Origin of the sequence: Aliikangiella sp. G2MR2-5, from assembly GCF_015687155.1 — a bacterium.
GTDB lineage: Bacteria > Pseudomonadota > Gammaproteobacteria > Enterobacterales > Kangiellaceae > Aliikangiella.
In genome coordinates this window covers 241,345-266,243 of the sequence record NZ_JADPQF010000006.1, presented here as the reverse complement: position 1 = coordinate 266,243, position 24,899 = coordinate 241,345, and the positions used below count along the sequence as shown (strand labels likewise).

23 protein-coding genes and 2 tRNA genes are annotated in these 24,899 nt (G+C 41.7%); 12 read left to right on the top strand and 13 right to left on the bottom strand.

Features of this window, described 5'->3' with window-relative positions:
- Positions 1-6: 6 nt before the first annotated feature.
- Both IYN84_RS17910 and IYN84_RS17905 read right to left on the bottom strand, forming a co-directional pair.
- The gene (locus tag IYN84_RS17910) at positions 7-816 is read right to left on the bottom strand and encodes a hypothetical protein (RefSeq protein WP_196140633.1); all 810 of its coding nucleotides are present in this window, start codon (positions 814-816) and stop codon (positions 7-9) included.
- Positions 817-858: 42 nt separating this feature from the next.
- Positions 859-2,217, bottom strand: coding sequence for a prenyltransferase (locus IYN84_RS17905; RefSeq protein WP_196140632.1), 1,359 nt, complete (start codon positions 2,215-2,217; stop codon positions 859-861).
- A gap of 532 nt (positions 2,218-2,749) precedes the next feature.
- Here IYN84_RS17905 and IYN84_RS17900 point away from each other — a divergent pair.
- The 8 genes from IYN84_RS17900 (at position 2,750) to IYN84_RS17865 (ending at position 11,274) form a co-directional block, all read left to right on the top strand.
- Complete coding sequence (locus IYN84_RS17900; protein ID WP_196140631.1) at positions 2,750-3,997, top strand: site-specific integrase; 1,248 nt, start codon at positions 2,750-2,752, stop codon at positions 3,995-3,997.
- Positions 3,998-4,001: 4 nt separating this feature from the next.
- Positions 4,002-4,958 (top strand): hypothetical protein, encoded by a 957-nt coding sequence (locus tag IYN84_RS17895; RefSeq protein WP_196140630.1) that lies wholly within the window; start codon positions 4,002-4,004, stop codon positions 4,956-4,958.
- Between the two features lie 197 nt (positions 4,959-5,155).
- Positions 5,156-6,841: a retron Ec67 family RNA-directed DNA polymerase/endonuclease gene (locus IYN84_RS17890; RefSeq protein WP_196140629.1), complete on the top strand. Its 1,686-nt coding sequence runs from the start codon at positions 5,156-5,158 to the stop codon at positions 6,839-6,841.
- A gap of 129 nt (positions 6,842-6,970) precedes the next feature.
- Positions 6,971-7,186 (top strand): AlpA family transcriptional regulator, encoded by a 216-nt coding sequence (locus tag IYN84_RS17885; RefSeq protein ID WP_196140628.1) that lies wholly within the window; start codon positions 6,971-6,973, stop codon positions 7,184-7,186.
- A 10-nt stretch (positions 7,187-7,196) separates the two neighbouring features.
- The gene (locus IYN84_RS17880) at positions 7,197-7,487 is read left to right on the top strand and encodes a hypothetical protein (RefSeq protein ID WP_196140627.1); all 291 of its coding nucleotides are present in this window, start codon (positions 7,197-7,199) and stop codon (positions 7,485-7,487) included.
- Positions 7,471-9,195 carry a replication endonuclease gene (locus tag IYN84_RS17875; RefSeq protein ID WP_196140626.1) on the top strand — a complete coding sequence of 575 codons (1,725 nt, stop codon included), beginning with the start codon at positions 7,471-7,473 and terminating at the stop codon, positions 9,193-9,195. Before IYN84_RS17880 ends, IYN84_RS17875 begins: the two co-directional genes overlap by 17 nt.
- A 135-nt stretch (positions 9,196-9,330) precedes the next feature.
- Positions 9,331-10,608 (top strand): ATP/GTP-binding protein, encoded by a 1,278-nt coding sequence (locus tag IYN84_RS17870; RefSeq protein WP_196140625.1) that lies wholly within the window; start codon positions 9,331-9,333, stop codon positions 10,606-10,608.
- On the top strand, positions 10,609-11,274 hold the full coding sequence (locus IYN84_RS17865; protein ID WP_196140624.1) for an RloB family protein: 666 nt from the start codon (positions 10,609-10,611) through the stop codon (positions 11,272-11,274). It begins immediately after the preceding gene.
- Between the two features lie 208 nt (positions 11,275-11,482).
- Here the strand turns inward: IYN84_RS17865 and IYN84_RS17860 are convergent.
- Both IYN84_RS17860 and IYN84_RS17855 read right to left on the bottom strand, forming a co-directional pair.
- Positions 11,483-11,559 (bottom strand) — tRNA-Met (locus tag IYN84_RS17860).
- Between the two features lie 207 nt (positions 11,560-11,766).
- Positions 11,767-12,780, bottom strand: coding sequence for a class I fructose-bisphosphate aldolase (locus tag IYN84_RS17855; protein ID WP_196140623.1), 1,014 nt, complete (start codon positions 12,778-12,780; stop codon positions 11,767-11,769).
- 217 nt (positions 12,781-12,997) lie between these two features.
- Between IYN84_RS17855 and IYN84_RS17850 the strand changes: the two genes are divergently transcribed.
- From IYN84_RS17850 to IYN84_RS17835, 4 genes are read left to right on the top strand one after another with little or no spacing between them, the layout of a single operon-like run.
- Complete coding sequence (locus IYN84_RS17850; RefSeq protein ID WP_196140622.1) at positions 12,998-14,272, top strand: efflux RND transporter periplasmic adaptor subunit; 1,275 nt, start codon at positions 12,998-13,000, stop codon at positions 14,270-14,272.
- Between the two features lie 16 nt (positions 14,273-14,288).
- Positions 14,289-15,005, top strand: a complete 717-nt coding sequence (locus IYN84_RS17845; protein ID WP_196140621.1) for an ABC transporter ATP-binding protein — start codon at positions 14,289-14,291, stop codon at positions 15,003-15,005.
- 12 nt (positions 15,006-15,017) lie between these two features.
- Positions 15,018-16,331 (top strand): ABC transporter permease, encoded by a 1,314-nt coding sequence (locus tag IYN84_RS17840; protein ID WP_196140620.1) that lies wholly within the window; start codon positions 15,018-15,020, stop codon positions 16,329-16,331.
- A 16-nt stretch (positions 16,332-16,347) separates the two neighbouring features.
- Positions 16,348-17,559, top strand: coding sequence for an ABC transporter permease (locus tag IYN84_RS17835; protein WP_196140619.1), 1,212 nt, complete (start codon positions 16,348-16,350; stop codon positions 17,557-17,559).
- 35 nt (positions 17,560-17,594) lie between these two features.
- On the opposite strand, the gene IYN84_RS17830 is transcribed toward IYN84_RS17835, so the two are convergent.
- From IYN84_RS17830 to IYN84_RS17790, 9 genes are all read right to left on the bottom strand, one after another.
- Positions 17,595-18,107, bottom strand: a complete 513-nt coding sequence (locus IYN84_RS17830) for a hypothetical protein (protein WP_196140618.1) — start codon at positions 18,105-18,107, stop codon at positions 17,595-17,597.
- Entirely contained in the window at positions 18,082-18,999 is a 918-nt protein-coding gene (locus IYN84_RS17825; protein ID WP_196140686.1) for an FAD:protein FMN transferase, read from the bottom strand. Before IYN84_RS17825 ends, IYN84_RS17830 begins: the two co-directional genes overlap by 26 nt.
- Before the next feature lie 8 nt (positions 19,000-19,007).
- A complete protein-coding gene (locus IYN84_RS17820; protein ID WP_196140617.1) occupies positions 19,008-19,562 on the bottom strand; it encodes an FMN-binding protein in 555 nt (184 codons plus the stop codon).
- 104 nt (positions 19,563-19,666) lie between these two features.
- Complete coding sequence (locus IYN84_RS17815) at positions 19,667-20,569, bottom strand: DUF6662 family protein (RefSeq protein WP_196140616.1); 903 nt, start codon at positions 20,567-20,569, stop codon at positions 19,667-19,669.
- 263 nt (positions 20,570-20,832) lie between these two features.
- On the bottom strand, positions 20,833-21,924 hold the full coding sequence (ychF, locus tag IYN84_RS17810; protein WP_196140615.1) for a redox-regulated ATPase YchF: 1,092 nt from the start codon (positions 21,922-21,924) through the stop codon (positions 20,833-20,835).
- Between the two features lie 65 nt (positions 21,925-21,989).
- A complete protein-coding gene (pth, locus tag IYN84_RS17805) occupies positions 21,990-22,568 on the bottom strand; it encodes an aminoacyl-tRNA hydrolase (RefSeq protein WP_210330681.1) in 579 nt (192 codons plus the stop codon).
- A 160-nt stretch (positions 22,569-22,728) separates the two neighbouring features.
- Positions 22,729-23,355, bottom strand: a complete 627-nt coding sequence (locus tag IYN84_RS17800) for a 50S ribosomal protein L25/general stress protein Ctc (protein WP_196140614.1) — start codon at positions 23,353-23,355, stop codon at positions 22,729-22,731.
- Positions 23,356-23,660: 305 nt separating this feature from the next.
- A complete protein-coding gene (locus IYN84_RS17795) occupies positions 23,661-24,608 on the bottom strand; it encodes a ribose-phosphate pyrophosphokinase (protein ID WP_196140613.1) in 948 nt (315 codons plus the stop codon).
- A gap of 178 nt (positions 24,609-24,786) precedes the next feature.
- Positions 24,787-24,861: transfer RNA gene (locus IYN84_RS17790), tRNA-Gln, on the bottom strand.
- Positions 24,862-24,899 lie beyond the last annotated feature (38 nt).

The window sequence follows — 24,899 nt, the reverse complement described above, 5'->3', positions numbered from 1 at the left end:
AGTACTTTAATTATTTGGCTGAGGTAGACTTATCGTTTTTGTATAGTAAGTTTGCTTGTGACCTTTTTGTTCGTAATATAGTCTAGTTAAATCTGCTTCCAAGAAAGTATCGAAAGAATCCATTAGAAAATCATTGTCATTATCATCTAGACGCCAGAGTTCGGTTTTACTCTGGAAAGCTTCGTTGTTAATCCAATCGACACCACTACTACTAATGCCTAGATATTTAAGGAGATTGGCTAATTTTTTCTCATTGCTTTTTAAGCTCGAAATTGTAAATTGGCATTCTTGTCGGTCATGAGAATAATCTGCAAAGAAATATGTGCCTTCAAATTTTATGGCGCAATACTCCATTCGTTCTGCTAAGTCATCAATAATCCCACGTCTAAAGAAAACGCCAAAGCTATCAATCAAGTCTTTGTTGCAGGGGGACAGTGATACTAATGGGATGCTAGGTTCATCACTTCGCTCAATTTCATGCATGTAAACTCTTTTTATTTTTCCATTAGAGTCAGTACAGTCAATTTTCTTTAATTCTTTTATATAGTCGGCAATATCTTCATTTCTTATAAAGTGAGCAGATTCTTTCTCAAGATAAACATCTTTCGAATCGTTTATGTAAATTAAAGAGTAAAGTAAAAAATGAGCGGTTCTGGATTCCGTTTCGAATGATATACAGCCAGGGTATTTTTTACAGTAATTTTTGTAAAGTTCGGTGTGCCAATTATTCAAGTCATCGTGAGACCAAGTTCCATTTAGGAACTCGGTTAATATATCAATAACATACTTATCGGTTGGTTTTTTAATTGGAATCACTTCACGAACTCCTAGATAAAATAAGTTAAAAAACTAACGCTGCTAATTTCTGACAAGCATATCATATCTGCGTTTTTCTACTTCCGCTCTTTCAATTTGACCCGCTAACTCGCAGAGTTGAGGCGAATATATTTTACAATTTTCCAACTCACTTATAGCTTTATCAATTTGGTCTAAAAGTTCTGACGGTTGGATGTCGGCTGGAGCGGCTATTCTACCTGTTACTACATGCTTTTCTTCTTTTTGATGATCCGTGTGATCCTTATTTGGATCTCTCCAGCAGGTAGCACACAACACTTGATAGTTTTCAGTATGGGAATAAACAACAGCATCCTTTGATAGAGAAGTACTTATATCTCGAACTTGTCCTTCGTGCTCTTGTGTTGCGGCAAAATCAAAAAAATTATAATCACTTTTAACCAAAGTGGCTAAGTGTGGAAATACTGGGATTTGTTGTTCTCCATAAGTATGGTAAGTAATAGGAGCGCCATCCATCAGCACTACATCACCATAGTCTATGCCTAAGTCTTGATACAAGACACTGCGAATTATGCCGTGACAAGGACTGAGCCTTTCAATCCAAATAGTTTCTTCAAGGCCTGGACTATCATTTCCAGAGTCCCGTTCAGCAAGCGGTCTTTCAGCGAGTCTAACTTTGCAGTCGGGATAGCCACCATCGGGTAGGTTGAATCGTCCTATTTCTATTTTATTCCCCATATCTTTCCAGACTTTGAGAGCCACTTCTGCTTCACCCGCTCCAGTAGCGCAAATCCCCAGATTCCATTGATAGCTATCTATATTCTCTTCTACAAGGCTTGCTGCTTTTTGGTTAGCGGACATTCCTTCCTTAAACATTCCCCTAGTCTTACAAAATAATCCATAGCAATAATGGTAGGGTGCATAATCAGGATCTAGTTCTGTTAATCTAAAATAGCTACTTTCTGCAACAGAATCGTACTGTCGCCCCATCATTCTAGTTGCAGTAGAAAGTCCACTTAGTATTAGTTCTTCGTCTTTAGGGTTACAGTCTTCAAGCGCTTTTATTAGGGTGTTAACGACAGAATTAAATAAAGGATGCTCTGGAGGACTTATATTTAGTTGGTCAATATCTCGGACACTTTCTAGCGCATCTCCGATATTGCTAACAATTTTTATATTGTCTTTATGTTCGTTATAAATTGATTCGAGAATTTCTAACCCTTGCTCTATTGAAAGGTGATTTTCTTCAACAATTTGAATCAGGCTGCTGGCTACTTTTTCTTGAGTCTTTTGCGCTTTTAACAAAGGACTAAGTTCTTTCCATGCTAAATCCGTTTTATCTTCTTTAAGTGCAGAAATCACTTTATTAACGGTTTCTTCAATTTTTCGTTCTGAGAGTTGTTTATTGAATAAACTAATCATTTGAGTTACAGCCTATCTGTCAGAAAATATCCCTATAGAAATCTAAGGTTGCAGAGTATTTGATTTACTGACTTTATTCAATGTTCGTTTTTAATTATAAAACGTCATTAATTTGGATATTGCGCTGATGAGGAAAAGGAGAGGACATAGAACTCAGGCATAAAAAAAGCACCTACGAAGAGGTGCTTTTTAATAACCATTTCATAAAACTTGAAGTTCTTGTCACTCCATATTCACTACGCTAGTAGTGAGTTTTATGATGTACTCCAAAAAGTTTCGTAACTCTTTGAAATACAAAGAATAATGGTAGCAAGGAGTGGAGTTGAACCACCGACCCCATCATTATGAGAGTCAAAAAGGGGTATATTTAAGTGAACAGAAATGTACCGCAAAAGATCATGTTATCTCTAGAATATTCTGGTAAAACAACAGCTTAAAAATTCATAATTGTTCATCTTCGTTCATCTAGCGTTCAGCCAAATACACTAGAATTGGACTTACCGTGGACTTACGGTGGACTTACAGAGCGATTATGAAAGCAAGAATAACCAAGTCATTTCTCAAGAATTTAGAGCCTAAAGACAAGCCATATGAGGTCGTCGACACTCAGTTGAATGGTTTTCTGATTCGGATTCAACCGTCTGGCTCCATGACCTATTATTTCGCCTATCGGAACAAGGAAGGGGTTAAAAAACGATACCGAATAGGAGCGGTCAATAGTGTTACTCCACAGCAAGCCAGAGATGCTGCTGAAATGTGTTCTTCGCAAGTTATTCGCGGGATTGATCCTCAAGTCCGTAAGAAAGAGATTAAGCAAGAGGCTGAACTTAGGAAGCTTAAGACCTTACAAAATTTTCTCGATATGCAGTATGAACCTTGGATTCTGACTCACCGAAAGCGTGGTCGGGATACCATGCAAGTTATTAGAAATCGGTTTGCTTCTTTTTTAACCACCTCAATCGAAGATATCAATGTGCTCAAAATTGAGCAGTGGCGGCGAGAGAGAGTAAAAGAAGGGAAAGCATCCACAACCATTAATCGGCAAGTCGCTGCGCTCAGAGCGGTTTTATCAAAGGCTGTCGAATGGGATTTTCTCGAACATCACCCATTGGAAAAGCTTAAACCGCTCAAAGTAAATAGGACGCCACTCGTTCGTTATTTAAATTCAGATGAAGAAGAGCGATTGTTTGCTGCCTTGGAAGAGCGGGATGGGGAACTGAAAGAAGCAAGAAGCAGAGGAAACCAATGGAGAAAGCAAAGAGGCTATGAGTTAAAGCCTGACCTGTATGAGTTTTATTATGCCGACCGCATGTCACCAATGATTATTGTGTCACTCAAGACGGGATTAAGGCAGGGCGAAACAATAGGTTTAAGGTGGGCTGATGTGCATATGAACCACGCGTCACCTTATCTTACTGTAAGGGCTGAGCAAGCCAAATCTAGCAGGGTTAGACACGTTCCTTTGAGCCCTACCGCGTTGGCTACTTTTATTAATTGGCGCGGCCAGTGTTCAAAAAAAGCAATTCTGGTTTTTCCTTCTCATTCGGGTGAGAAACTTAATAACGTTAAAAAGGCATGGAAAAGCATTCTTAAAAAAGCCGAGATTGAGAATTTTCGCTGGCATGATATGAGGCACGATTTTGCCTCAAAGCTTGTAATGAAAGGCGTTCCTTTGAATACGGTTAGAGAGCTTTGTGGTCATGCTGATTTAAACACAACACTTAGATACGCGCATTTAGCGCCAGATCATAAAGCGGAAGCCATAGCATTGTTAGGATAAGTAAATGGGAAAGACAATACTTGATTTAAAAGATTGGTTTTCAGTTGAGAATGTTTGTAAGAAGCTAGATTGTGATGTTTCAGATATCAAGTTTCTAGTTGAAGAAAAGCAATTGAAAATATATGGAAGAGTTGATAACGCTTTACTTCTGGCCTATAGAAATTTGAGGCAAGATGGGGGGATTTATTACGCGGGTAAAGCGCAAGTTAGATATACTGGTTATATAAATTTAACAGTTTTCGATCTCAATAATTTTTTGAAGAAAAACGTAATTTCTTCCAAATCATTTAGAATAACTGACGAAAGAAAAGTTAAAGTTGTGACAATAGAAGATATATTTGATTCTTGGATCTATGAGTCTCACTTAAGTACTTGGAAGTATATAGATAGCGATGAATCTTACTTGGACTTCGAATATTGTGCTTTCCCCAAGAAAGTAGCTACTTCTAGTTCAATGGTAGCTGATTTGCTAGATTCTTTTAGTACTGGTTTAAAAACAGAGAGTAAAGTTTTGATTTCTGAGTACGTCAATGGAGAGCTAAGAAGCAAATATCCGGAATACAGAGTAGAGACTGGAATTGTTATCAAAAAAGAAAACATATTTTTTTCCAGAAAAAATGTTGAAGGGCTATTGGACTCAGATAATTCGAGAGAAGACAGAGAAATTAAGAGTATGCCGAATAAGTTCTTATGGTATATGGCTTCGAAAAGAAAGGATCCCGTCAGAAAAATTATAGAGCTGCTTTGTATAAATAATGAACACAACAGTCCTTCTGACCTATGGGAGATTTTAAGAATTGATTTTGATACAGACTTAGGAACCTATGATCCTGACTGCATTATAGTTGAGGTAGGAATTGACAGAATATACTTAACTAACGATAGAAAAATTGAGAAGCAGACATTCTGTAAGAAAATTCCCACTTGTAGAAAGTTTCTTCAGCAGAGAATTAACAATTAGCGTTTTTATTGAATATGTTGACAGTTCCTAATATGGCTTTATTATGCTTGTTGCCTAGGGGTAGAATTTTACATCGCGAATCGCGATGCGAGATAATAATGGTAGGCAGATTGCCACTCGAATAGTCATTCCGATGAGCTATTGGTCGCATGAGACTGCAAAGGAGTACCCCTAGGTTTTCTATTTTTGAGGGGTGTATGAGTTATCTTGAAAGGCTTAAGTCCTGTAGCAACCTTAAAGAATTTGCTGAATACTTGGGATATAAGCCGTCTAATTTGTCTTATTTATTATATGTGCTTAATGATGACCTGAAGTACAGAACTTTCGAAATCTCCAAAAAGTCAAAGGAAGCTAGAGTAATTAAAGCTCCTGAGAAGTCACTAAAAGGCTTACAACGTAGGCTCGCATCTCGTCTAGAAAACTGTCAAAAAGAAATCGAGTCTAATTTAGGGATTGTAAACCCTGTATCTCACGGCTTCAGGAAAGGGCATTCTATAGCAACGAATGCCAATATTCATAAACGGAAAAGATATGTTTTTAATCTTGATATAAAGGATTTTTTTGGGACGCTTGATTTCGGAAGGGTTCGTGGCTTTTTCATTAAGAACTATAACTATGAGTTGGCGCCCGAAGTAGCGACGATAATCGCTCAGATATCTTGCTTCGATAATTCTCTCCCTCAGGGAAGTCCTTGCTCTCCCATTATTTCAAACTTAATTGGCAACATACTCGATGTAAAACTCCTTAAATTAGCGAAGAAAAATGGTTGTCATTATTCTCGATATGCTGACGACCTTACTTTTTCAACGAATCAAAAAGTATTTCCCGCCGATATAGCTATCCAGGATCCTATCAAGGGAGATTGGGACTGTGGAGCTGAGATCTATAAAATAATGAAGCTAGTCCGTTTTCAAATTAATGATAGTAAAACACGAATGTTATATCGAAACTCTCGACAACTGGTAACGGGGTTAGTTGTTAATAGGAAGGTAAATATTGCGGCTGATTACTGGAGAGACACAAGAGCAATGCTGTGGAATCTTTTTAATACAGGTAGTTTTTTCATTAAGGACAATTCTGAAGAAGTGGCAGAAGGAACGCTTTCTCAGTTAAATGGTCGGCTAGATTTTATATACCAAATTGACGCTTATAATACTAATAAGTCAAAAGGTGAAAATGTAAAAACAGCAAAAAAAGAAGCGTATAAAAAGTTTCTTTTCTTTAAGAGCTTTTATGTCAATGAGATGCCAACGATTGTATGTGAAGGTAAAACCGACCCGATCTATCTTAAGTGTGCTCTAGAATCTTTAGCTGATAGTCATCGAGAACTAATAGATAAAGACGGTAAGTTAAACATTGGACTGTTTAATTACTCTAAAGTAGCAGCTGATGTATTAGAGTTGAGTGGTGGAAATGCTCCTATTTCTAAGTTTTTAGATCAATACCAGAAAATGTTTTCTTTATTTAGAGTTAATTCTTCGCAAAATCCTACAATTATTATTTTAGACAATGATGGTGCAGGACTAAGAACACTAAATCACGCGAAGCGAGGAGCTACTTCTGAAGTTAAAATGGATGGCTTTGACGAGCCAATTCAGTGTCTTCCAGAAAATATATATGTTTTCCGAATCCCTAGAATAATAGATAAAGACTTGGAAATTGAAGATTATTTCAAAGAAGAAGCTTTCCAGATAAAACTCAATGAAAAGTCGTTCAAAAGAAAAGGAGTTATAGACAAGAAGAAAGAATTTGGGAAGTTTTTATTCGCTGAAAAAATAGTTAAAAATAATAAGAAAAATATCGACTTTTCTCAATTTTCATTAATATTTAACGTGATACAACAGATAATCTCGCACTCAAAAGCTTCTGCGCCGACAGATTAGTAGCTAATCTGCCAAATAGCGTGGCAAATAAGAAGATTCATTCCAAATAAGAAGTGATATCCATTTTGCTTTGTACAATTTTGTTCATCAATTTTCTTTAAGAGCTATAAAAGCTAATGAGGTTAGGTTATGAACAACAAAAGAGCATTTTCAGAAGCGGAAGCTTCTCAATACATCGGTATGAGCCGCTCATACCTTCGCCAGTCGCGTATGGAAGGGCACCGTGAGTCCCGCACTCCAGCACCACCATTTATAAAAATAGGGCGCTCCGTCCGCTATCTCATCGAGGACTTGGACAACTGGCTAAATCAGTTCGACAAGCTTGAGCATATTGGGATGTTGTAGGAGGCCGAAAATGGATTCAATTATAGAAAATCGTGTTAAGCGCTTAACCAAGCCACAAATAAGATTTCTTCAAGAGCTAGCTGAAAACCGTTATTTGGCAATTCTCACTGAGCCGTCGGAAGAGTTAGGAGAGTGGAGCGGACTAGATAACTTTAGTGGTAAACCACAAGCCAAAATTATCTTTCGTTTGAAGGATGATGGATTTATTTTCTTCAAGCAACTTAATGATTTCAACCTTCGATGGGATCAGTGCTTTATTAGCGCGTTAGGAAGAGAGGTGCTTTATGAGCTTAAGCGTTAAAATTCACCCTCATGATAAGTCTTGGGTAGAGGGACAAACAAGCGCCTTACCCAATGACCTAAAGTATTCGCTGATTTCGAATTATTTAAAGCAGCCTTCAAGAAGAGATGCGAACATATTCTTGAGGCAGGCGGTAGGAGTAATTAAGTCGAGTGTCGATGTAGGTCAGTTTGAGACTCATTTGAAATGGGGCGAGGATGATTTACGAAGCCAAGCTAAACTTAGCGCTGATCACTGTACAAATAGAATAAGGCTGCTATCTAGGGAAATTAACTCGGCTAAGTTGTTAACGGTATTGTCCGTCAAAGGTATTGGTCATGTTGAAAAGCCCGTTAACGAATATGTATACGACCTCGTTACGATACGTAACGTTTACGTAGGGCTAAAAAGGTATGCTGAATCTAAAAGCATCAACATGCCAATCATTGATGAGGTTACTACTTTTAAGGATTACAGCGGCGAAATATCCGATAAAGAATTGGGAAAAGTCACTAAGCAAGCAGGTAAGCTTTTAACCACATTAGCGAGATTGACAGACTATAGTTGGTGGCTGAAACAACTGAGAAAATCGGTTAACAGGAAAGTTGAGATTTCTGCTCATGCGGCCAATCTCGTTAATAGGAAAAAAGGCATTTATGCAAGTGACGCATCCGTTAACAGGCGAAAGGCTCAAGTCGCGAGAAGTCAGAAAATGCTTTCAGAGCATGAAGCCGTTAACGAGTTAGGCGATAGATTTACGTTAGCAGATTTATCAGACAAGAACGTATCTAATCCAGCTATACGTAGAGCGGAACTCATGGTACGTATACGAGGGACAGAAGATTATGCAAATCAAGCTGGATTAAAAGGAGTTTTCTTAACAATCACATGTCCATCTAAATATCACCGTTCGTTTAGCAAGACTGGAAAGCCGAATCCAAAGTGGAAAGGATATACACCTCGAATCGCTCAAGAATATTTAAATTCAGTATGGCAACGTATACGGGCGGCATTTCAGCGAGCTAACATCAAACCACTAGGAGTTCGAGTGGCAGAGCCTCAACATGATGGCACACCACATTGGCATTTGCTTTTATTTGTTTGTCCTGAACAGATGAAAGAAATGGTTGATATATGTCGTCACTATGCGCTATTGGAAGACGGTGAAGAAAAAGGGGCTAGTACGCATCGGCTCGATGTTACGCCAATCGACCCAGAAATAGGAAGCGCGACAGGCTACATAGCAAAGTACATCTGTAAGAACATAGATGGCGCAAATCTCGATTCAGGTACTTATGGTGAAGATCCGATTATTGCAGCGCAGCGAGTTGATACATGGCGGTCTGTTTGGGGGATTCGTCAATTTGAGTTTATTGGTGGATGCTCGGTTACCGTTTGGCGCGAATTGAGGCGCTTGCCTGAGGATAAAGAACTTCCCGAAGAAGTTGAAGAAATTAGAAAGGCGGCTGACTCTGCTAATTGGGGTAAATTTAACGAATTAATGGGGGGATTCTTTTGTAAGCGCAAAGAACAGGCGCTTAGACCCTATTACAGTTTTAAGTTTGACTCATCTACAGGTGAGATAAAAGAGTCTCGGTATGGTGATTCGTTTATTGAAAAACTTCTAGGTGTTGTTTTTAAAGGTCAAAATATAATCACTCGTTTCCACGAGTGGCGAGTGGAAAAAATCGGGGCTACAAATTTTCTCCCCTTGGAGTTCTGTAAATAACTGTATCTTCGCACATGTGCATTTTATGACTCATAAGCCTAAGGTGTTGCTCTCGTACTGAAATAGAGCTAGTATCTAAAGAAGAGTGCGTTTTTGAATTGAAATCGCCGAAATTCAAGGTTTAATTAGATTAAAATGATAATTGATTTTTCATTAAAGAATTTTCGTTCTTTTAAAAATGAGCAGGTATTTAGCTTTTTGGCTGAACATACTAGTAATCGTCTCAGTGAAAACTTCGTGCAAATCGAAGGGAATAAGTATTCAGTTTTAAAGACTTCTGGTGTTTATGGGGCAAACGCTTCCGGAAAGTCAAATCTGTTGTTAGGGATTGAAGCTTTAAGGTATTTAATTTGCTTATCTGGGGATTCAAAAGACGGCGATCCGATTTCTTGCTATGAGCCGTTTAAATTGTCAAGCGATACAGTAAACTCACCCACCAAATTCGAAATAGAATTCCTATTGAATGGCTTAAGGTATGTTTACGAAGTTGAGTTTAACTCAACTAAGATTCTGTCCGAACTATTATCATATTATCCCACAACGCATCCAGCAGTGCTTTTTAAAAGACAGGAGGAAGATTCTTGGGAAAATATTTATTTTGGCTCTCACTACAAAGGAGGGAAAAAGAAACACCCGTTTTTTGAGAATAGTACTTATCTTTCTAAGGCTGGAAATAGTGCTGACTCTCCCAAAATAATTCGTCAGGTCTACAATTATTTTCGAAGTGATATATTCAGGTTAGGCACTGGAGAAAGGGCTGGAGTTCTTGAATGGAAGAGCAAGCCTGATTTTGTAAAAAAGGTATCTAAGATACTAACAAAAGTAGATACCGGAATTTCGGGAATTCGGTTCGACGAAGAAGAATCTGAAAATAATAATTTGAAGTTCGGAAAAGAAGTACCTGAAGAAATTAAAAGATTAATCAGTAAGTCTGAACAACTTAGGCCTATATTTCTTCACGAAAGTGGTAATGGTGAAAGTATTGAGTTTACAAAGCAAATGGAATCGTCTGGAACTCAAAAGCTGTATGAGCTATTGCCATTGCTGTTAACTTCCTTATCGAGCGGAGGAGTGCTGCTTTTAGATGAACTGGATAATAGTTTACATCCGCATATCGCAGAATTCATTATTCAGCTTTTTAATACGCCTGAAGTAAACGTTAACAATGCTCAACTGTTATTTACAACTCACAATATTAACTTAATGTCTCCTAAGATCTTAAGAAGAGATCAAATTTGGTTAACAGAAAAGAATAATGGGGAAACAATATTGATTGGACTTTCTGAGTTCGATAAGTCAACCGTAAAGCAAGATAGTCCCTTTAGGAAATGGTACGCACAAGGTCGATTTGGAGCAATTCCTAGAATAGATATGGACGCTATAACTTCTATTTTTCTAGACGAGGAAAAATAAGTGCCGAAGAAGAGGAAGCCGTCGAAAAGAAAGTTATTACCTGTATTGCATATTTTTTGTGAAGGTGAGAAAACAGAGCCCAATTATTTTCACGGTTACATTAATAAGTGTTTTCCGGGAAATAGAAGACTTAAAATAATAAAAATTGAAAAAACTAAGAAAAATACACCAATACAACTAGTAGAAGAAGCAGTAAAAATGAAAAAAAGTAGAACAACTCCGAAAGGGGATGTTTTTTGGGTTGTTTATGATCGAGAGTCTACTGCAAAATATACTGAGCAAAATCACCAAAGCGCGTTACAAAAGGCAAGAACAAACAATGTTAAGGTAGCTCTATCCAACGTATGTTTCGAAATCTGGATCTTGCTACATTTCGTGGATGGACCGCCCTGTTATTCTAGTTTTGACGACTTGCTTTCCAATAGCGCACTGAAAACAAAGTTAGCGGAGCAAGGAATTAAAGATTACAGCAAATCAGACCGGGAACTATTCAAAAAATTGGAAGATAAAATTCCTCAAGCGAGAGAGCGAGCTGCTCGGTTAAATGCTCAGTCACTTGAATCTGCAGCCAAAAACACTGAGCCATTTGCCTTAAATCCTTATACAGATGTCTATTTGGTATTAGATGAGATAGATAAGTTTGGAAGCAAAAGTCCAGAAAAATAGAAATGGATTATTTTTCTAATTGCTATGTATTTAGTTAATTGAATAAGTCAATTGCAAGGCGTTTCTATAATTCCATGTTCTGGTATTAATTTTTAGTTTTTTTTAGATTTTTTTCAGTTAATGTCAACTTCTGGACTTACCGTGGACTTACGAGATTCAGAAAACAAAAAAGGCTAGTGGATACTATCACACTAGCCTTCGTCGTATATGGTAGCAAGGAGTGGATTTGAACCACCGACCCCATCATTATGAGTGATGTGCTCTAACCAACTGAGCTACCTTGCCACAATCTTAAAGTTGCAGTGCTTGCGGACCACTGCAGTCTTGAACAGGTCGAAGAAAACTACTTGTCGCTCAAGAGGCGCGTATTTTGCTGATTTCAGGGGCTTTTGTCAACACTCAAATCTAGAAAAAGTAGAATTTTTTATGAGTGATTTTTATAAAGTGATTGAATGCCCCTCCCGCTCGTCAGGGGGAGGGGGGTCAAGGAAACTATTCCATATCCGGAGCATACTGACCCTGTCTTGCCAGGCTATTAAGTCGAGCACGTTTTAACAGGGCTTGTTGTGCCTGCTCTTTATTGGATGCTTCCCCGGCCCATGCCTTGAGAACTGGTTGCTGCAAAGCACGGCCATAGGAAATGCTTAATTGCCACGGCGCACTGTTGGCTAACTGGTTGATAGCATTTAAATTTTCAGTCGCTTCCTCTGGTTCCTGTCCCCCTGACAGAAAGTTAATGCTGGGGACGGCGGCAGGTACTGAACGGTAAAACACTTTCAAGGTATGTTCTGCCACTGCATCTGGTGTGGCTTTAGGGCTATCTTTACCCGGTGTGACCATACTGGGCTTAAGGATCATTTGTTCGAGTTTTACCTCATGACGATAGAGGGCATAGAAAACCTCGTGAAGAACCGCCTGTATGACTTCTCCGGCTCGCTCAATCGAGTGCACGCCATCCATCAGGACTTCCGGTTCAACGATAGGCACTATCCCGACGCTTTGACAAACTGCAGCATATCTTGCGAGGGCTTCGGCATTGGCAGTTAGACCCAGCCGGGTTGGGTTTTTGTCGCTAATCGGGTAGACCTCGCGCCATTTGGCAAAGCGAGCGCCTTGCTCTTTATAGCTTATGAGTCTGTCGGCCAAACCGTCCAAACCATAGGTAATCATATCGCCGGGCGCACCGGGAAGCGGTCCTTTGCCTTTGTCCACTTTGATACCGGGAACTATTTTCTGGGCCCAGGCGGCTTCAGGAATCGTTTGGCCTTCATCCGTTTTATGGCTCAAGGTCTCTTCAAAAAGAATGACGCCACTTATAAATTCACCGAGCCCCGGCGTGGTCAGCAGCAATGAACGATAAAAGCGCCGGTTTTCTTCAGTAGAGTCTACGCCGATGGTATCGAAGCGTTTGGCGATGGTCGGTGCACTCTCATCTGCAGCCAGAATACCGCGTTTATCATCCACCATATCGTTAATGGTTTCGTCCAGTTCGGTATGAGTACTCATGGCTCCCTCCGTTTATTTTGTTGGCGCAGCATAGAATATTTCTCTTCTTTTAAGGATAGACCCAATAAAGTGACAGCAAAGAAAAAGCCTGCGATTTTTCGCTCGATTAACATTTGCTTACTTTTACCGATCCAACTTTTTTGTAAACCTCTCCGTCACTAGTCAGTGTTAACGTTTTTTAAAGAACTTGTTCAAACACATCGATTGGGGAATCAATTTGAAAATATCTGATACTTCTGGACAGGACATTATCCTGGAAAAGTCGGGCAGGGGCCGCGGCTTTAAGTATGCTGTGGGTGGAGGAATTATTCTGGCTGTTGCTGTGGCTTTTGCTGCCCCGGCTTTTTCTCGTTGGTCAGCTGCTGAACATAGTGTTGCCTATGATCGTATTCGACTCGGTGAGGTTTCTCGAGGCGACTTTATTCGCGATGTCTCGGTGCAGGGTAAGGTTGTTGCCGCGGTAAGCCCAACGCTGTTTGCCAATGCCAGTGGTACTGTCTCTTTTCAGGTTCAGGCTGGTGAGCAGGTGGAAGCGGGGCAACTTCTGGCGGAAATTGACAGCCCTGAACTGACTAATCAACTGGAGCAGGAGTTAGCAACACTGCAAAGCATGGAGATCGATAAAGACCGCCAAGCTATCCAGTCGAAAAAGCAGGCGCTCGAGAACCAGAAAATTGTAGACCTGGCCAAGGTAACGCTAAACGCTGCCGAGCGAGAAAAACGAAGAGCAGAAGAAGCCTACAAACGGAATGCTATTAGCACTATCGATTATGAAAAAGCGCAAGATGATTTACAAAATGCCAGACTGGCACATCAGCATGCGGTACAGGATGCCAAACTGAACAAGGAAAGTCTGGACTTTGAACTTACGACCAAGCGCTTACAAATACAACGTCAGCAATTACTCGTGGATGAAATGACTCGACAGGTTGAAGGCTTGCGTTTGCGCTCTCCGGTGAATGGGATTGTTGGTCAGCTGGTGGTTGAAGAAAAGACGGCAATTGCTAAGAACCAACCGGTTATTTCTGTAGTGGACCTGAGTCAGTTTGAAGTCGAGGTTGCCGTTCCTGAGTCCTATGCCGACGATTTAGGGCTAGGTATGGCCGCGGAAATTCGAAGCGGTAACGAAATGCACTTGGCGAAGCTGGTTTCTATTTCTCCGGAAATTCAGAACAATCAGGTTATTGGAAGAGTTCGTTTCGATAATAATCCGCCATCAGGATTAAGACAAAATCAAAAGCTGACTACTCGCATTCTTCTTGAGAAAAAAGAAAACGTTCTCATGGTTAAGCGGGGACAGTTCCTTGACGCCGGTGCTGGCAGAATTGCTTATAAGCTCGACGGCGATATTGCGCAGAAAGTTGCAATTAAAACCGGTGCCAAAAGTCTCGCCCAAGTTGAAATTCTGGGGGGACTGAAAAAAGGCGATCAGATCATTATTTCTAACACCGAATCCTTCGAAGGCGCAGATAGCGTTCTCATTAATCGATAAGTAACAGGAGATATCAATGCTTAAAATGAACAATATTCGAAAAGTTTTTCGAACCGAAGTTGTAGAGACGCACGCGCTTAGAGATTTTTCTTTGCAGGTTAATGAAGGAGAGTTTGTTGCAGTCACCGGGCCCTCTGGCTCTGGAAAAACCACATTTCTCAATATCGCCGGTTTATTGGAAACCATTACTGCGGGAGAGTATTTTCTCGACGGGGTTGATGTAAAAGATCTTAATGACAACCAACGTTCAAAATTGCGAAATGAAAAAATTGGATTTATTTTCCAGAGCTTTAATCTGATTCCGGATTTGAATTTATTCGACAATGTGGATGTGCCACTGCGCTATCGTTCTATGAATGCCAAAGAACGAAAAGAGCGAATTGAAAATGCACTCGATATTGTGGGGCTGGCTAATCGCATGAAGCATATTCCTGCACAACTTTCTGGTGGACAACAGCAAAGGGTAGCTATTGCACGCGCACTGGCTGGTTCTCCGCGCTTCCTGTTGGCGGATGAGCCCACCGGAAATCTGGATTCAGCGATGGCAGAAAGTGTCATGGAATTGTTGGAAGATATTAACTCAAAGGGAACTACCATCATTATGGTGACTCATGATCCTAAACTGGCACTCAGAGCACCGCGTTCAATCGCAGTAAAAGATGGAAAAGTGAGTGAGGTGAGTCGTGTTGAGTCACCAGTAGAAATGCCTCTGCATGAGCCTGCGTTAGCGTAAGGAGAGTGATCAATGTTAGGTTATTATTTTAAATTGTCGTTGCTGTCGATAAAGCGTAATCCCATTTTAAGTACTCTGATGGTTGCAGCAATCGCAGTCGGTATTGGTGCCTCCATGACCACTATTACCGTTAACTATGCTATGGGAGCAAATCCTGTTCCACAAAAAAGTGATCAGCTATTTGCTATCCAGCTGGACAGCTGGGATCCAAACCGGCCTTATCGTGAACCGGATATTTTACCTGATCAGGTGACCTATATGGACGCTATGGCGTTAATGAAAAATGCACCGGCTAAAAGGCAAACCGCAATGAGTAAAGTGTTTGCTGTAATCGAGCCTGAAGGCGAAGATGTTAGACCTTTCGAAACTGAAGGTCGGGCAACTTTCGGTGATTTTTTTGCCATGTTTAGCACACCGTTTTTATACGGCAATGGTTGGAGTCGTGAAAGTGACGATAATCTGGAAATGGTGACGGTACTTAGCAAAGAAACCAATGAAAAAGTCTTCGGCGGCGAGAACTCTGTTGGAAAATTTATTCGTATTGCAGGGCGAGAGTACAAAGTTGTCGGTGTGCTCGACGACTATCGTCCGATTCCGAAATATTATGATGTCACTAATGGAGCATTCAGAGAACCAGAAGGTTATTACATTCCTTTTAATTTGATCGCGAGTCTCGAACTTTCTCGCTCGGGGAACACTAACTGCTGGAAGCCAAGTGATGAAGACGGGTTTCAAGGGTTTCTTAATTCTGAATGTGTCTGGATACAGTTCTGGGCGGAACTCCCTACCGAGAATGAGCAACAGGAGTATCTTGGTTTCTTGAATAACTATGCCAAGCAGCAAAAGGAACTGGGGCGATTCCCTCGTCCGTTAAATAATAAAATTAATGATGTAATGGAATGGATGGAATTACAAGGCGTGGTACAAGATAGCGCTAAAATTGTAATGTGGTTATCCGTGATGTTTTTGATGGTTTGTTTGCTTAACACTATCGGGTTGCTATTAACCAAGTTTAGCACTAAATCAGGTGAAATTGGATTGCGCAGAGCGCTTGGCGCTTCAAAGCGCAATTTGTTTATCCAGCACTTGATGGAGTCAGGCATTATCGGTTTTGTTGGTGGCATTATCGGATTAGGGCTGGCCTGGGGAGGTTTGAAAGGTGTCTCTGCATTGTTTGGAAAAAATGTTCAGCACCTGGTTTATCTGGATAGCAATATGGTGATTTTTGCGATTTTACTGGCGATAGTCTCGGCACTATTGGCCGGTGCCTATCCTACCTGGCGAGCGTGCAATATTCAGCCTGCCGTTCAACTAAAAACGCAATAAGCAAAGAGGTATCACAATGGAAATTAAACCGATATTAAGTGCTTTATCCCGAAATAAAACCGGTGCTTTGTTGATCGCTTTGCAGATTGCTCTGACTATGACCATTATTGTTAATTCTGTTTTTATGATTCAACAACGGCAAGGGCAGATGGAGCGCGAATCAGGGATCGATGAGAAGAATACTTTTCTCTTTTCCTACATGGGATTTGCTGATGATTTTAACGAGAAAACCCGGATTGTTGAAGATCTCGATTACATCCGCAAAATGCCAGGCATAGTCGCTGCCGTTCAGACCAACTCAGCGCCTCTAACTGGTGGTGGCTGGTCGATGGGACTGGCCAGAGAAACTGGACCTGATGCCGATGGCGTTGGTACCGCGATCTATTTTGTCGACGAGCAAGGCGTGGATGCTTTTGGCGTTAAATTACTGGCAGGAAGAAATTTCACTGCCGATGAAATTATTTGGCGAGAAAGAACCTCAAACGACTGGCCAGGGCAAGGGGTGGTTACCAAAGCGCTGGCATCAGATCTTTTTGATGGTGACTGGCAGGCGGCACTCGGTAAAACTGTTTATATCAATGAAACCCAGCCAATCAATATTATTGGCATTGTCGAAAAGATGCAGGCTCCGTGGAATGGTTGGCGCGGTGTTGAAAGAACACTGCTGGTACCCAATCGGACGTTGTTCGGCGGGGGACGAATCATGGTACGTACAGAGCCAGGTGAGCGTGACAGATTGATGAAAGAAGTTGAGGAGCAATTATTTGCCAATTATAAAGGTCGTCTGATCCGAAATGTTCGTAGCATGGAAGAAATTCGTACCGAAAGTTATCAAGCGCATAATGGTATGAATACGATTTTAAAAGTATTAATTGTCTGTTTAACGGTTGTTACAGCTCTTGGTATTATCGGACTGGCAAGCTTTAGTGTTAACCGTCGTAAAAAACAGATAGGGACAAGGCGCGCATTGGGTGCTAGAAAAAAAGATATTCTTCGCTATTTTATGTTGGAGAACTTTCTGATAACCAGTGTTGGTGTGGTGGTTGGTGCTGCGATGACTATTGGCTTGAATATGGTTCTGGTCGATATGTTAAACCTGCCTAAAATTGACTGGTACTATATTCCGGCAGGGATGTTGCTATTATGGTTTATAGGGCAACTGGCGGTGTTTGGACCGGCTAAAAAAGCTTGTCAGATATCGCCGGCGCTGGCAACACGCAGTGTTTAAAAGTCGCCTTTAACCTATCTTTAAAACGCGGATGCCTAAGCGGCATCCGTTTTTGCAACTAGACCAGGTTGTAGACTATTTAATCTGACAGATTGTTTTCGTCTTTTATCCATTCTTATCTGACCACCATGCCAGATGTGCCAGCCGATTATCAGGCCAAATAATATTCCTGTGCCGCTATGAGTAACACTGGAAATGGTTTGTCCGAGTTCAGATCCCAGATAGTAAAGACCAATACCGGTAACTGCGAGTACGCATAAACAAAGTGCGAGCGTAATTCCGCTCAAATGATTTTTACGCTGTCGCCAACCTGCACGCAAATGTACTTGCCATAAGGCGCCTAAAATCATTAGCAGTAACCAGCCAGACAAGACGTGTAGCATAACCATCGGCAAACGTTGCTCGCCACTAAGACGCCAGTCGACTTCCCATTGAAGTTTAAACTCCAGAGCGCCCGGGATCATAAGTACTCCAGTGGCCAGCGTTAACACCGAGGTAAAAATTAACAGCCAGAAAAACCAGTTAGGATAGCCATTCAGTTTTTTCATATCGTGAGAGCCTTTCATTTTCTGCAAGCGATTTAAAGTCAATAAGTGTACCGCCGAGTTGTGCTATTTTTTCCCGGCGTTGGGATTGAGGAAGGTTCGCCGCAACTTTAGTCAGCGCATCAGCACGCCACGCACTAGCCGCCTTTACACTGATGATCGACTCTTGTTGCTCTGCTTTAGGCGAGAAAGTTTGCTCTGGCAATGCTACCTGATGTGTCTTCCTTTTCAAAAAGCCTTGTGTAATAAGCTGGGCGGGGAATTCGCGAGTTGGTTTCTCAGCAAGTCGAGAGCTGGCCAGCGCGCTATTTGCTAAAAGAAGATTTCCGTGAAGTCCCCGGTAATCTCTTTGTTGAATATTCAATCTTGCTGTTCCAAATACTCGTAAATCTCCGCCGGCATTGATCCAGCCTCCTTTGACACCGTGGCGACGAAGCATTGCGACAGCCTGGTCAACCGCATATCCTTTGGCGATACCATCCAAAGTCACTAAAACCGGACGTTTCAGTCGAACTGAGTCAAGACTGATTTCAATGTCCGAACTCGAACCCAGTGGAAAAAATGAGTGTGCCACATTCAATGGGAGATGTTTATTTTTAACCAGTATTCCGCCGACCGTACAGTTAAAGTAATCACCGGTTAACATGCCAAGCTGTTTCGCCAGTCGTAACACACGAGTTGCGTGTCTGCTAAGCTTAACCCATTGGCCCGGGCTTTGGTTTAACCGGGATAGTTCGCTGTCTGCCCGATGAAAGCTTAATCGTTTTTCAATATCGGCAATGACTGAATAGGCTGATTCGAGTGCTTGCGTTGCAATCTCTGGAGCCTGCGCCACATTGTCACTTAAGCCAACTTCAACCAGGGTACCCAGAAAGGGGCGAGCTCGACGTAGCATGTTCAAAGTTAACTTACTTTCTGGCTGATTAAAAATAGTTTGTGGATCACCAGAAGACGTTTGACTCCATCGGTAATGTTACGGCAGCTGAGTGTAGCACCGCTGATATTGTTTATATCCTTACCCAGTTTAACCGAATCTTGCAGTGACTTTCCGACAAACTGTTGGCGCCAGTCAGCCTGTCTTACCTGACCTCCGTGAGTTTCGCGGTAGCTTAGTATTTCAACCCCGGTCACTTCGCCTTTCAGGTCAATGCCAACAGCGTAAGAAATATATTCATGTTTGCCAATAACATCATCGACAGTAAACCAGCCAACTTGCTGATCACCCTGCATAACTTTCCAGAACTTCTGTTCATTTTTTCGTTGGCGCACACCGGATAAATCTTTAATTTGATCTTTGTTGTCATCACTCAATAGCAGAGGAGTTTCAACAAATTGATGTTCGCTTGAGAATATTTGTTGCTGAGCTTCCTCGGCTGTCAGATAGTCAATGGCGTAAGAAGGCATTGAAACTGCACTAACCGGTATTATGACTAAAGGGCTCCATCGCGGATTGTTCATCTTTTTTCTCCTGCAAATTGCAATGTCTGCACTAAAACAAAAACTCAAAAGGCGGATTAGCTCCGCCTGTGTAATTATTTAGTTTTGAGTAAAGCGACTCGTTGCTAGAAATTAATTCCGACTTTGAGTTTAAGTTCTTGCTCGGTTTTTTCGATTAGATGCAAGTCAGTATCGAGTTGACCTTCGTATTGTTCGCCACCGCCCTTGATCTGAGGTAACCAGCTGACGGTCCACCACCAGTCGGCTGTGCCATAGTGTAGCGAAGGACCTGCAAAAAACGACCAGCGCTCCTGTCCAACTTCAGTTTCAAACTCTGTTTCATAGAAGGCTTCAAAACCGACAAACCACTTAGGTGCAAAACGGTAGCTAAAGCCGGTACCCAGTTTGAATTCGATTTCCATTTCAGGTTCTGTTGGCCAGTCAAAATCCGCCGGTAGTCCACTCAACTCATCTCGTTTGGCATAGGTTGCTTCCATTCCGAAATTACCCAACCATACAAACTGTCCTTCCAGCATAAACTTTTGAAGTTGAAGCGCAGTTTCAAGAGAGAATGTATCTTTGTCCTGTCCGGAGTGGGGGTCAACCCAGTCGTAGTCTAGAGCAATCGAGCCTGATAAACCGATATCGTCCATTGCGGGACTTAAGAACATGTACTTCAATTTTCCTTCGACACCGGAAACTTTCAGGGAAAGATCGTTTTCTTTAGGGAGATAGCCATCAATAATCAGACCGCTTGTGTCCAGTGATAACATCTTCAGCGAGCCAGTAACGGATAATTTATTGGTTGCACCGTATTCTAATTCGGTTTCATAGTTGGTTGCGCGATAGTCACCTTGCCCTTTGTCAGAGCGAATAGTTACTTTTTGATAGAGTTCATAAGCGCCTTCAGGAAGTGTTTCTGCACCTTGAACAGTTCCAAGCAGGTTTTCACCAGCCATTAAAGGTTGGGTGGTGGAGCCGATAATCAGGCTTGTTGCAAGTGCGAGTAGATTGGTTCGTTGAGACATTGAGGTATTCCCTTAGTACAAATTAATTGATTTTAACGCGCGGCATTATATGTAAATGATTATGATAATGCAAATGATTCGCAATAAGGTTGCATGTGTGGTTTTACCGCTAGAATTAAGTTGACATCTTTGCGGTGGTTCTCCGAAAGTTGGAACAGGAGAGATTGACTGGACTAAACAGTTTAACGCTTAGTTAAGATTGCTCAGGTTTGACAGAAAAAAAGCCCTGTTTTACAGGGCTTTTTTGAGTGTTTAATCGGTTGTTAAACGTTGAAGCGGAAGTGAACTACATCACCATCTTTGACAATATAGTCTTTTCCTTCAAGGCGCCATTTGCCCGCTTCTTTCGCTCCGGCCTCGCCATTATATTCGATAAAATCATTGTAGCTTACTGTCTCGGCGCGAATAAAACCTTTTTCAAAGTCGGTATGTATGACCCCGGCTGCTTGCGGCGCGGTAGCCCCTACCTTGACTGTCCAGGCGCGAACTTCCTTAACGCCAGCAGTAAAATAAGTTTGCAGGTTTAATAATTCATAGCCGGCACGAATGACTCGGTTCAACCCCGGTTCTTCCAATCCCATTTCTGCCAGAAATTCTAATTGCTCGTCAGCTTCCAGCCCGGCGATTTCTGATTCCATCGAAGCACAAACTGCGACAACGCTGGCATTTTCATTTTTTGCCAGTTCAGTAACCTTATCCAGATAAGGATTATTCTCGAAGCCATCTTCGCTAACGTTGGCGATATACATGGTTGGCTTGCTTGTAATGAACTGCATACCTTTTATTTGCTTCGCTTCGTCTTTATCCCAATCGCCCGAACGAATTGGTTGACCATCTTCGAGCAGTGCGCGACACTTTTCCAGAATTTCTAATAAAGCTTTTGCTTCTTTGTCTCCACTCTTGGCAACACGAATATTTTTCTGGATTCGTTTTTCTACCGACTCCAGATCCGCCAATGCCAGTTCCGTGTTGATTACTTCAATATCGTCCAGTGGATCAATTTTGTTTTCGACATGAATAACATCATCGTTCTCGAAGCAACGAACAACATGAGCGATCGCATCGGTTTCACGAATATTTGCCAGGAATTGATTTCCCAGTCCTTCACCTTTTGAAGCGCCTTTTACCAGACCCGCAATATCAACAAACTCCATTGTGGTTGGTAAAACTTTTTCGGGGTTAACAATTGCAGCGAGTTTATCCAGACGAACGTCAGGCACAGGCACTACGCCAGTATTCGGTTCGATAGTACAGAAAGGGTAATTCTGCGCGTCGATACCTGCATCCGTTAGCGCGTTGAATAGTGTTGACTTACCTACATTTGGTAGGCCAACTATGCCACATTTGATACCCATTTGATTTCTCCAAAATTCAGTTTAACTTTTCCCATTTCACAGAAATGGAAGAAGCAAATAGTTACTTATGCTTTAAACGCATGCATGGTCTGCATCACTTTGTTGTGCTCACCGCGCAATATATCGCCCGTATGTCTTAAGGCTTCGTCAATACTTTCTTCAATAGCGCGTTGCTCATCGGCGGGCGCTTTGCCGAGAACATAATTGGAGACCTGATTTTTGTTTCCAGGATGACCAATACCAATTCTCAATCGATAAAATTCTTTGTTGTTGGCAAGAGATTTAATGATATCTCTTAGTCCGTTGTGACCACCATGACCACCACCTTTTTTTAATTTGACAGTTCCAGGATCAATATCCAGTTCATCATGTGCTACCAAAATTTCATCAGGTAGAATCTTGTAGAAAGTGGCCAAAGCGCCAACGGCTTTTCCACTTAGATTCATAAAGGTGTTTGGGATGAGTAGCCGGCAATCTTTACCATCAATTAAGCCGCGGCCGGTATGGCCAAAAAACTTGGTTTCAAGAGAAAGGTCAATTGAATAAGCACGTGCGATTTCTTCGACATACCAGACGCCTGCATTATGCCTGGTTTTGGCGTACTCGGGGCCAGGGTTTCCCAGTCCTACAATCAGCTTAATCATCTCAACTATCCACTCTTATGGGCGTTTACTCATATTTGTATCGTTTGTTTTTATTGTTCTAGCCAATTTTATTAAGCGCTAAAACAAAGAAGCTGCAACCCGAACTATCATCCTCAAAAGGAGCGTTCCGATTGCAGCTTTGTGCAAAGCAGATTACTGATTACTCAGCAGCTTCTTCACCAGCTTCGTCGTCTGCAGACTTGGCTGCACGACCTTTGTGGATTGTAACAATCGCCTGATCGTGGTCTTCACCGTGAGTCAACTCAACAATTTCAACACCTTTCGGTAGCTGAATGTCTGATAAATGAACAACCTGGTCAAGTTCCAGCGCACCCAAATCTACTTCCAGGAATTCTGGAAGGTCTTTTGGTAAACAAGCTACTTCAACCGAAGTGATTGCGTGGCTGATAATACCGCCAGCTTTCTTACCTGGGCAGCCATCTTCATTCAAGAAATGAAGAGGAACCGAAGTGTGAAGTTTTTCTGTTGCCTTAACACGCATAAAGTCAGCGTGAGTAACTTTTGGCTTGAAAGGGTGACGCTGAAGGTCTTTCAAGATAACTTTTTCAGATTTTGAACCAACTTTAAGGGTCAAAATGTGAGAGTAGAAAGCTTCTTCTTCAAGGTGCTTAATGATCTCTGGGTGGTTAATGCTGATAGGCTGAGGCTTTTTGCCACCGCCGTATATGATACCCGGGATTTTATCTTCAAGACGACGTAGGCGGCGGCTCGCACCTTTCCCCATATCTTCTCGAAGTTCAACATTCAATTCAAATGAATCGCTCATTTTCGATTACTCCAAAAAATTAATTTAACCCTGACCGCGACCAGACAGGGAGTGATACCAGGCCTCGACAGAGACAAATAAGTCCCAAAATAGTAAAAGCCTTCGTCCCTTGATAAAAAAGGGCGGCGAATTATAAGGCAGAGACGGGCCTCGGCGCAAGTCGCAGCCTGTGAAAAGCAAAAATTCTGTATGTTAATAGGATAAATCGGGCTATTAATACGAAAAAGGGCGCCTGTTGGCACCCTTTTTCAGCCGATAGGCTGTCAAATTACTGGTTTGCAGTATCTTTTTATATGCCCAACTGGCTAGTCCATGAACATTGAGCTAAGAGATTCTTCCTCATTGACACGTCGAATTGATTCACCGAGCATTTCTGACAAAGTTAACACAGTGATACGATCACAGTTTTTCGCTTCATCGCTAAGCGGGATAGTATCAGTGATGACTAGTCTGTCGAGGACTGAATTATTAATGTTTTCTATTGCCTTACCTGAAAGTACGGCGTGGGTGGCATAGGCTGAAACGCTTTTAGCGCCATTAGCTTTGAGTGCTCCAGCTGCAGTACATAAAGTTCCCGCGGTATCGACCATATCGTCCAGAATGATGCAGTCTCTGCCTTCTACATCACCGATAATATGCATAACTTCAGATTTATTCGCTTCCGGACGGCGCTTGTCGATAATAGCCAGTTCGGCATCATTCATACGTTTTGCCACGGCTCGAGCGCGAACAACACCACCAACATCAGGAGAAACCACTATTTCATCGCCTGACCAGTTTCGCTGAATGTGTTCAATCAACACTGGTGTTGCGTAAACATTGTCAACCGGAATATCGAAGAATCCCTGGATTTGATCCGCATGCAGGTCGACCGTCAAAACACGGTTAATACCAACCACAGCCATCATATCAGCCACAACTTTGGCACTAATCGGTACCCGGGCACTACGGACTCGTCTATCCTGACGGGCGTAACCAAAATAGGGGACAACCGCCGTGATTCTGCCGGCTGAAGCTCTGCGCAATGCATCGGCCATCACAACCAGCTCCATCAAGCTTTCGTTGGTAGGGGCACAGGTAGATTGAACAATGAAAACGTCCATTCCACGAACATTTTCCAGAATCTCAACTGCAACCTCGCCATCGCTAAAGCGACCGACTTTGGCTTTACCCATATCAATATCCAGGTAGTTCGCAATCTTTTGAGCGAGTTCTGGTGTAGCGTTTCCGCTAAAAAGCATCATATCAGACATTATTTGACCCCAATTGTCTTAAAGCTTGGAATAAAAGAATAGAAATAATATATCAGGATGGCAAATGCTGCTTTATTATTTTTGTTAAAGCGAAATTTTACGTTGGCCATCAGATTTTTGAATTATGCGAAATGGATTTTTATCTGGTTTGCTTAAGATGTTAAACAAACAAAGAAAATGGCAGGGGTAGCTGGATTTGAACCAACGAATGACGGGATCAAAACCCGTTGCCTTACCGCTTGGCGATACCCCTGTTGAGTATCAGATATTCTAGTTCATTCTAGTCTATCT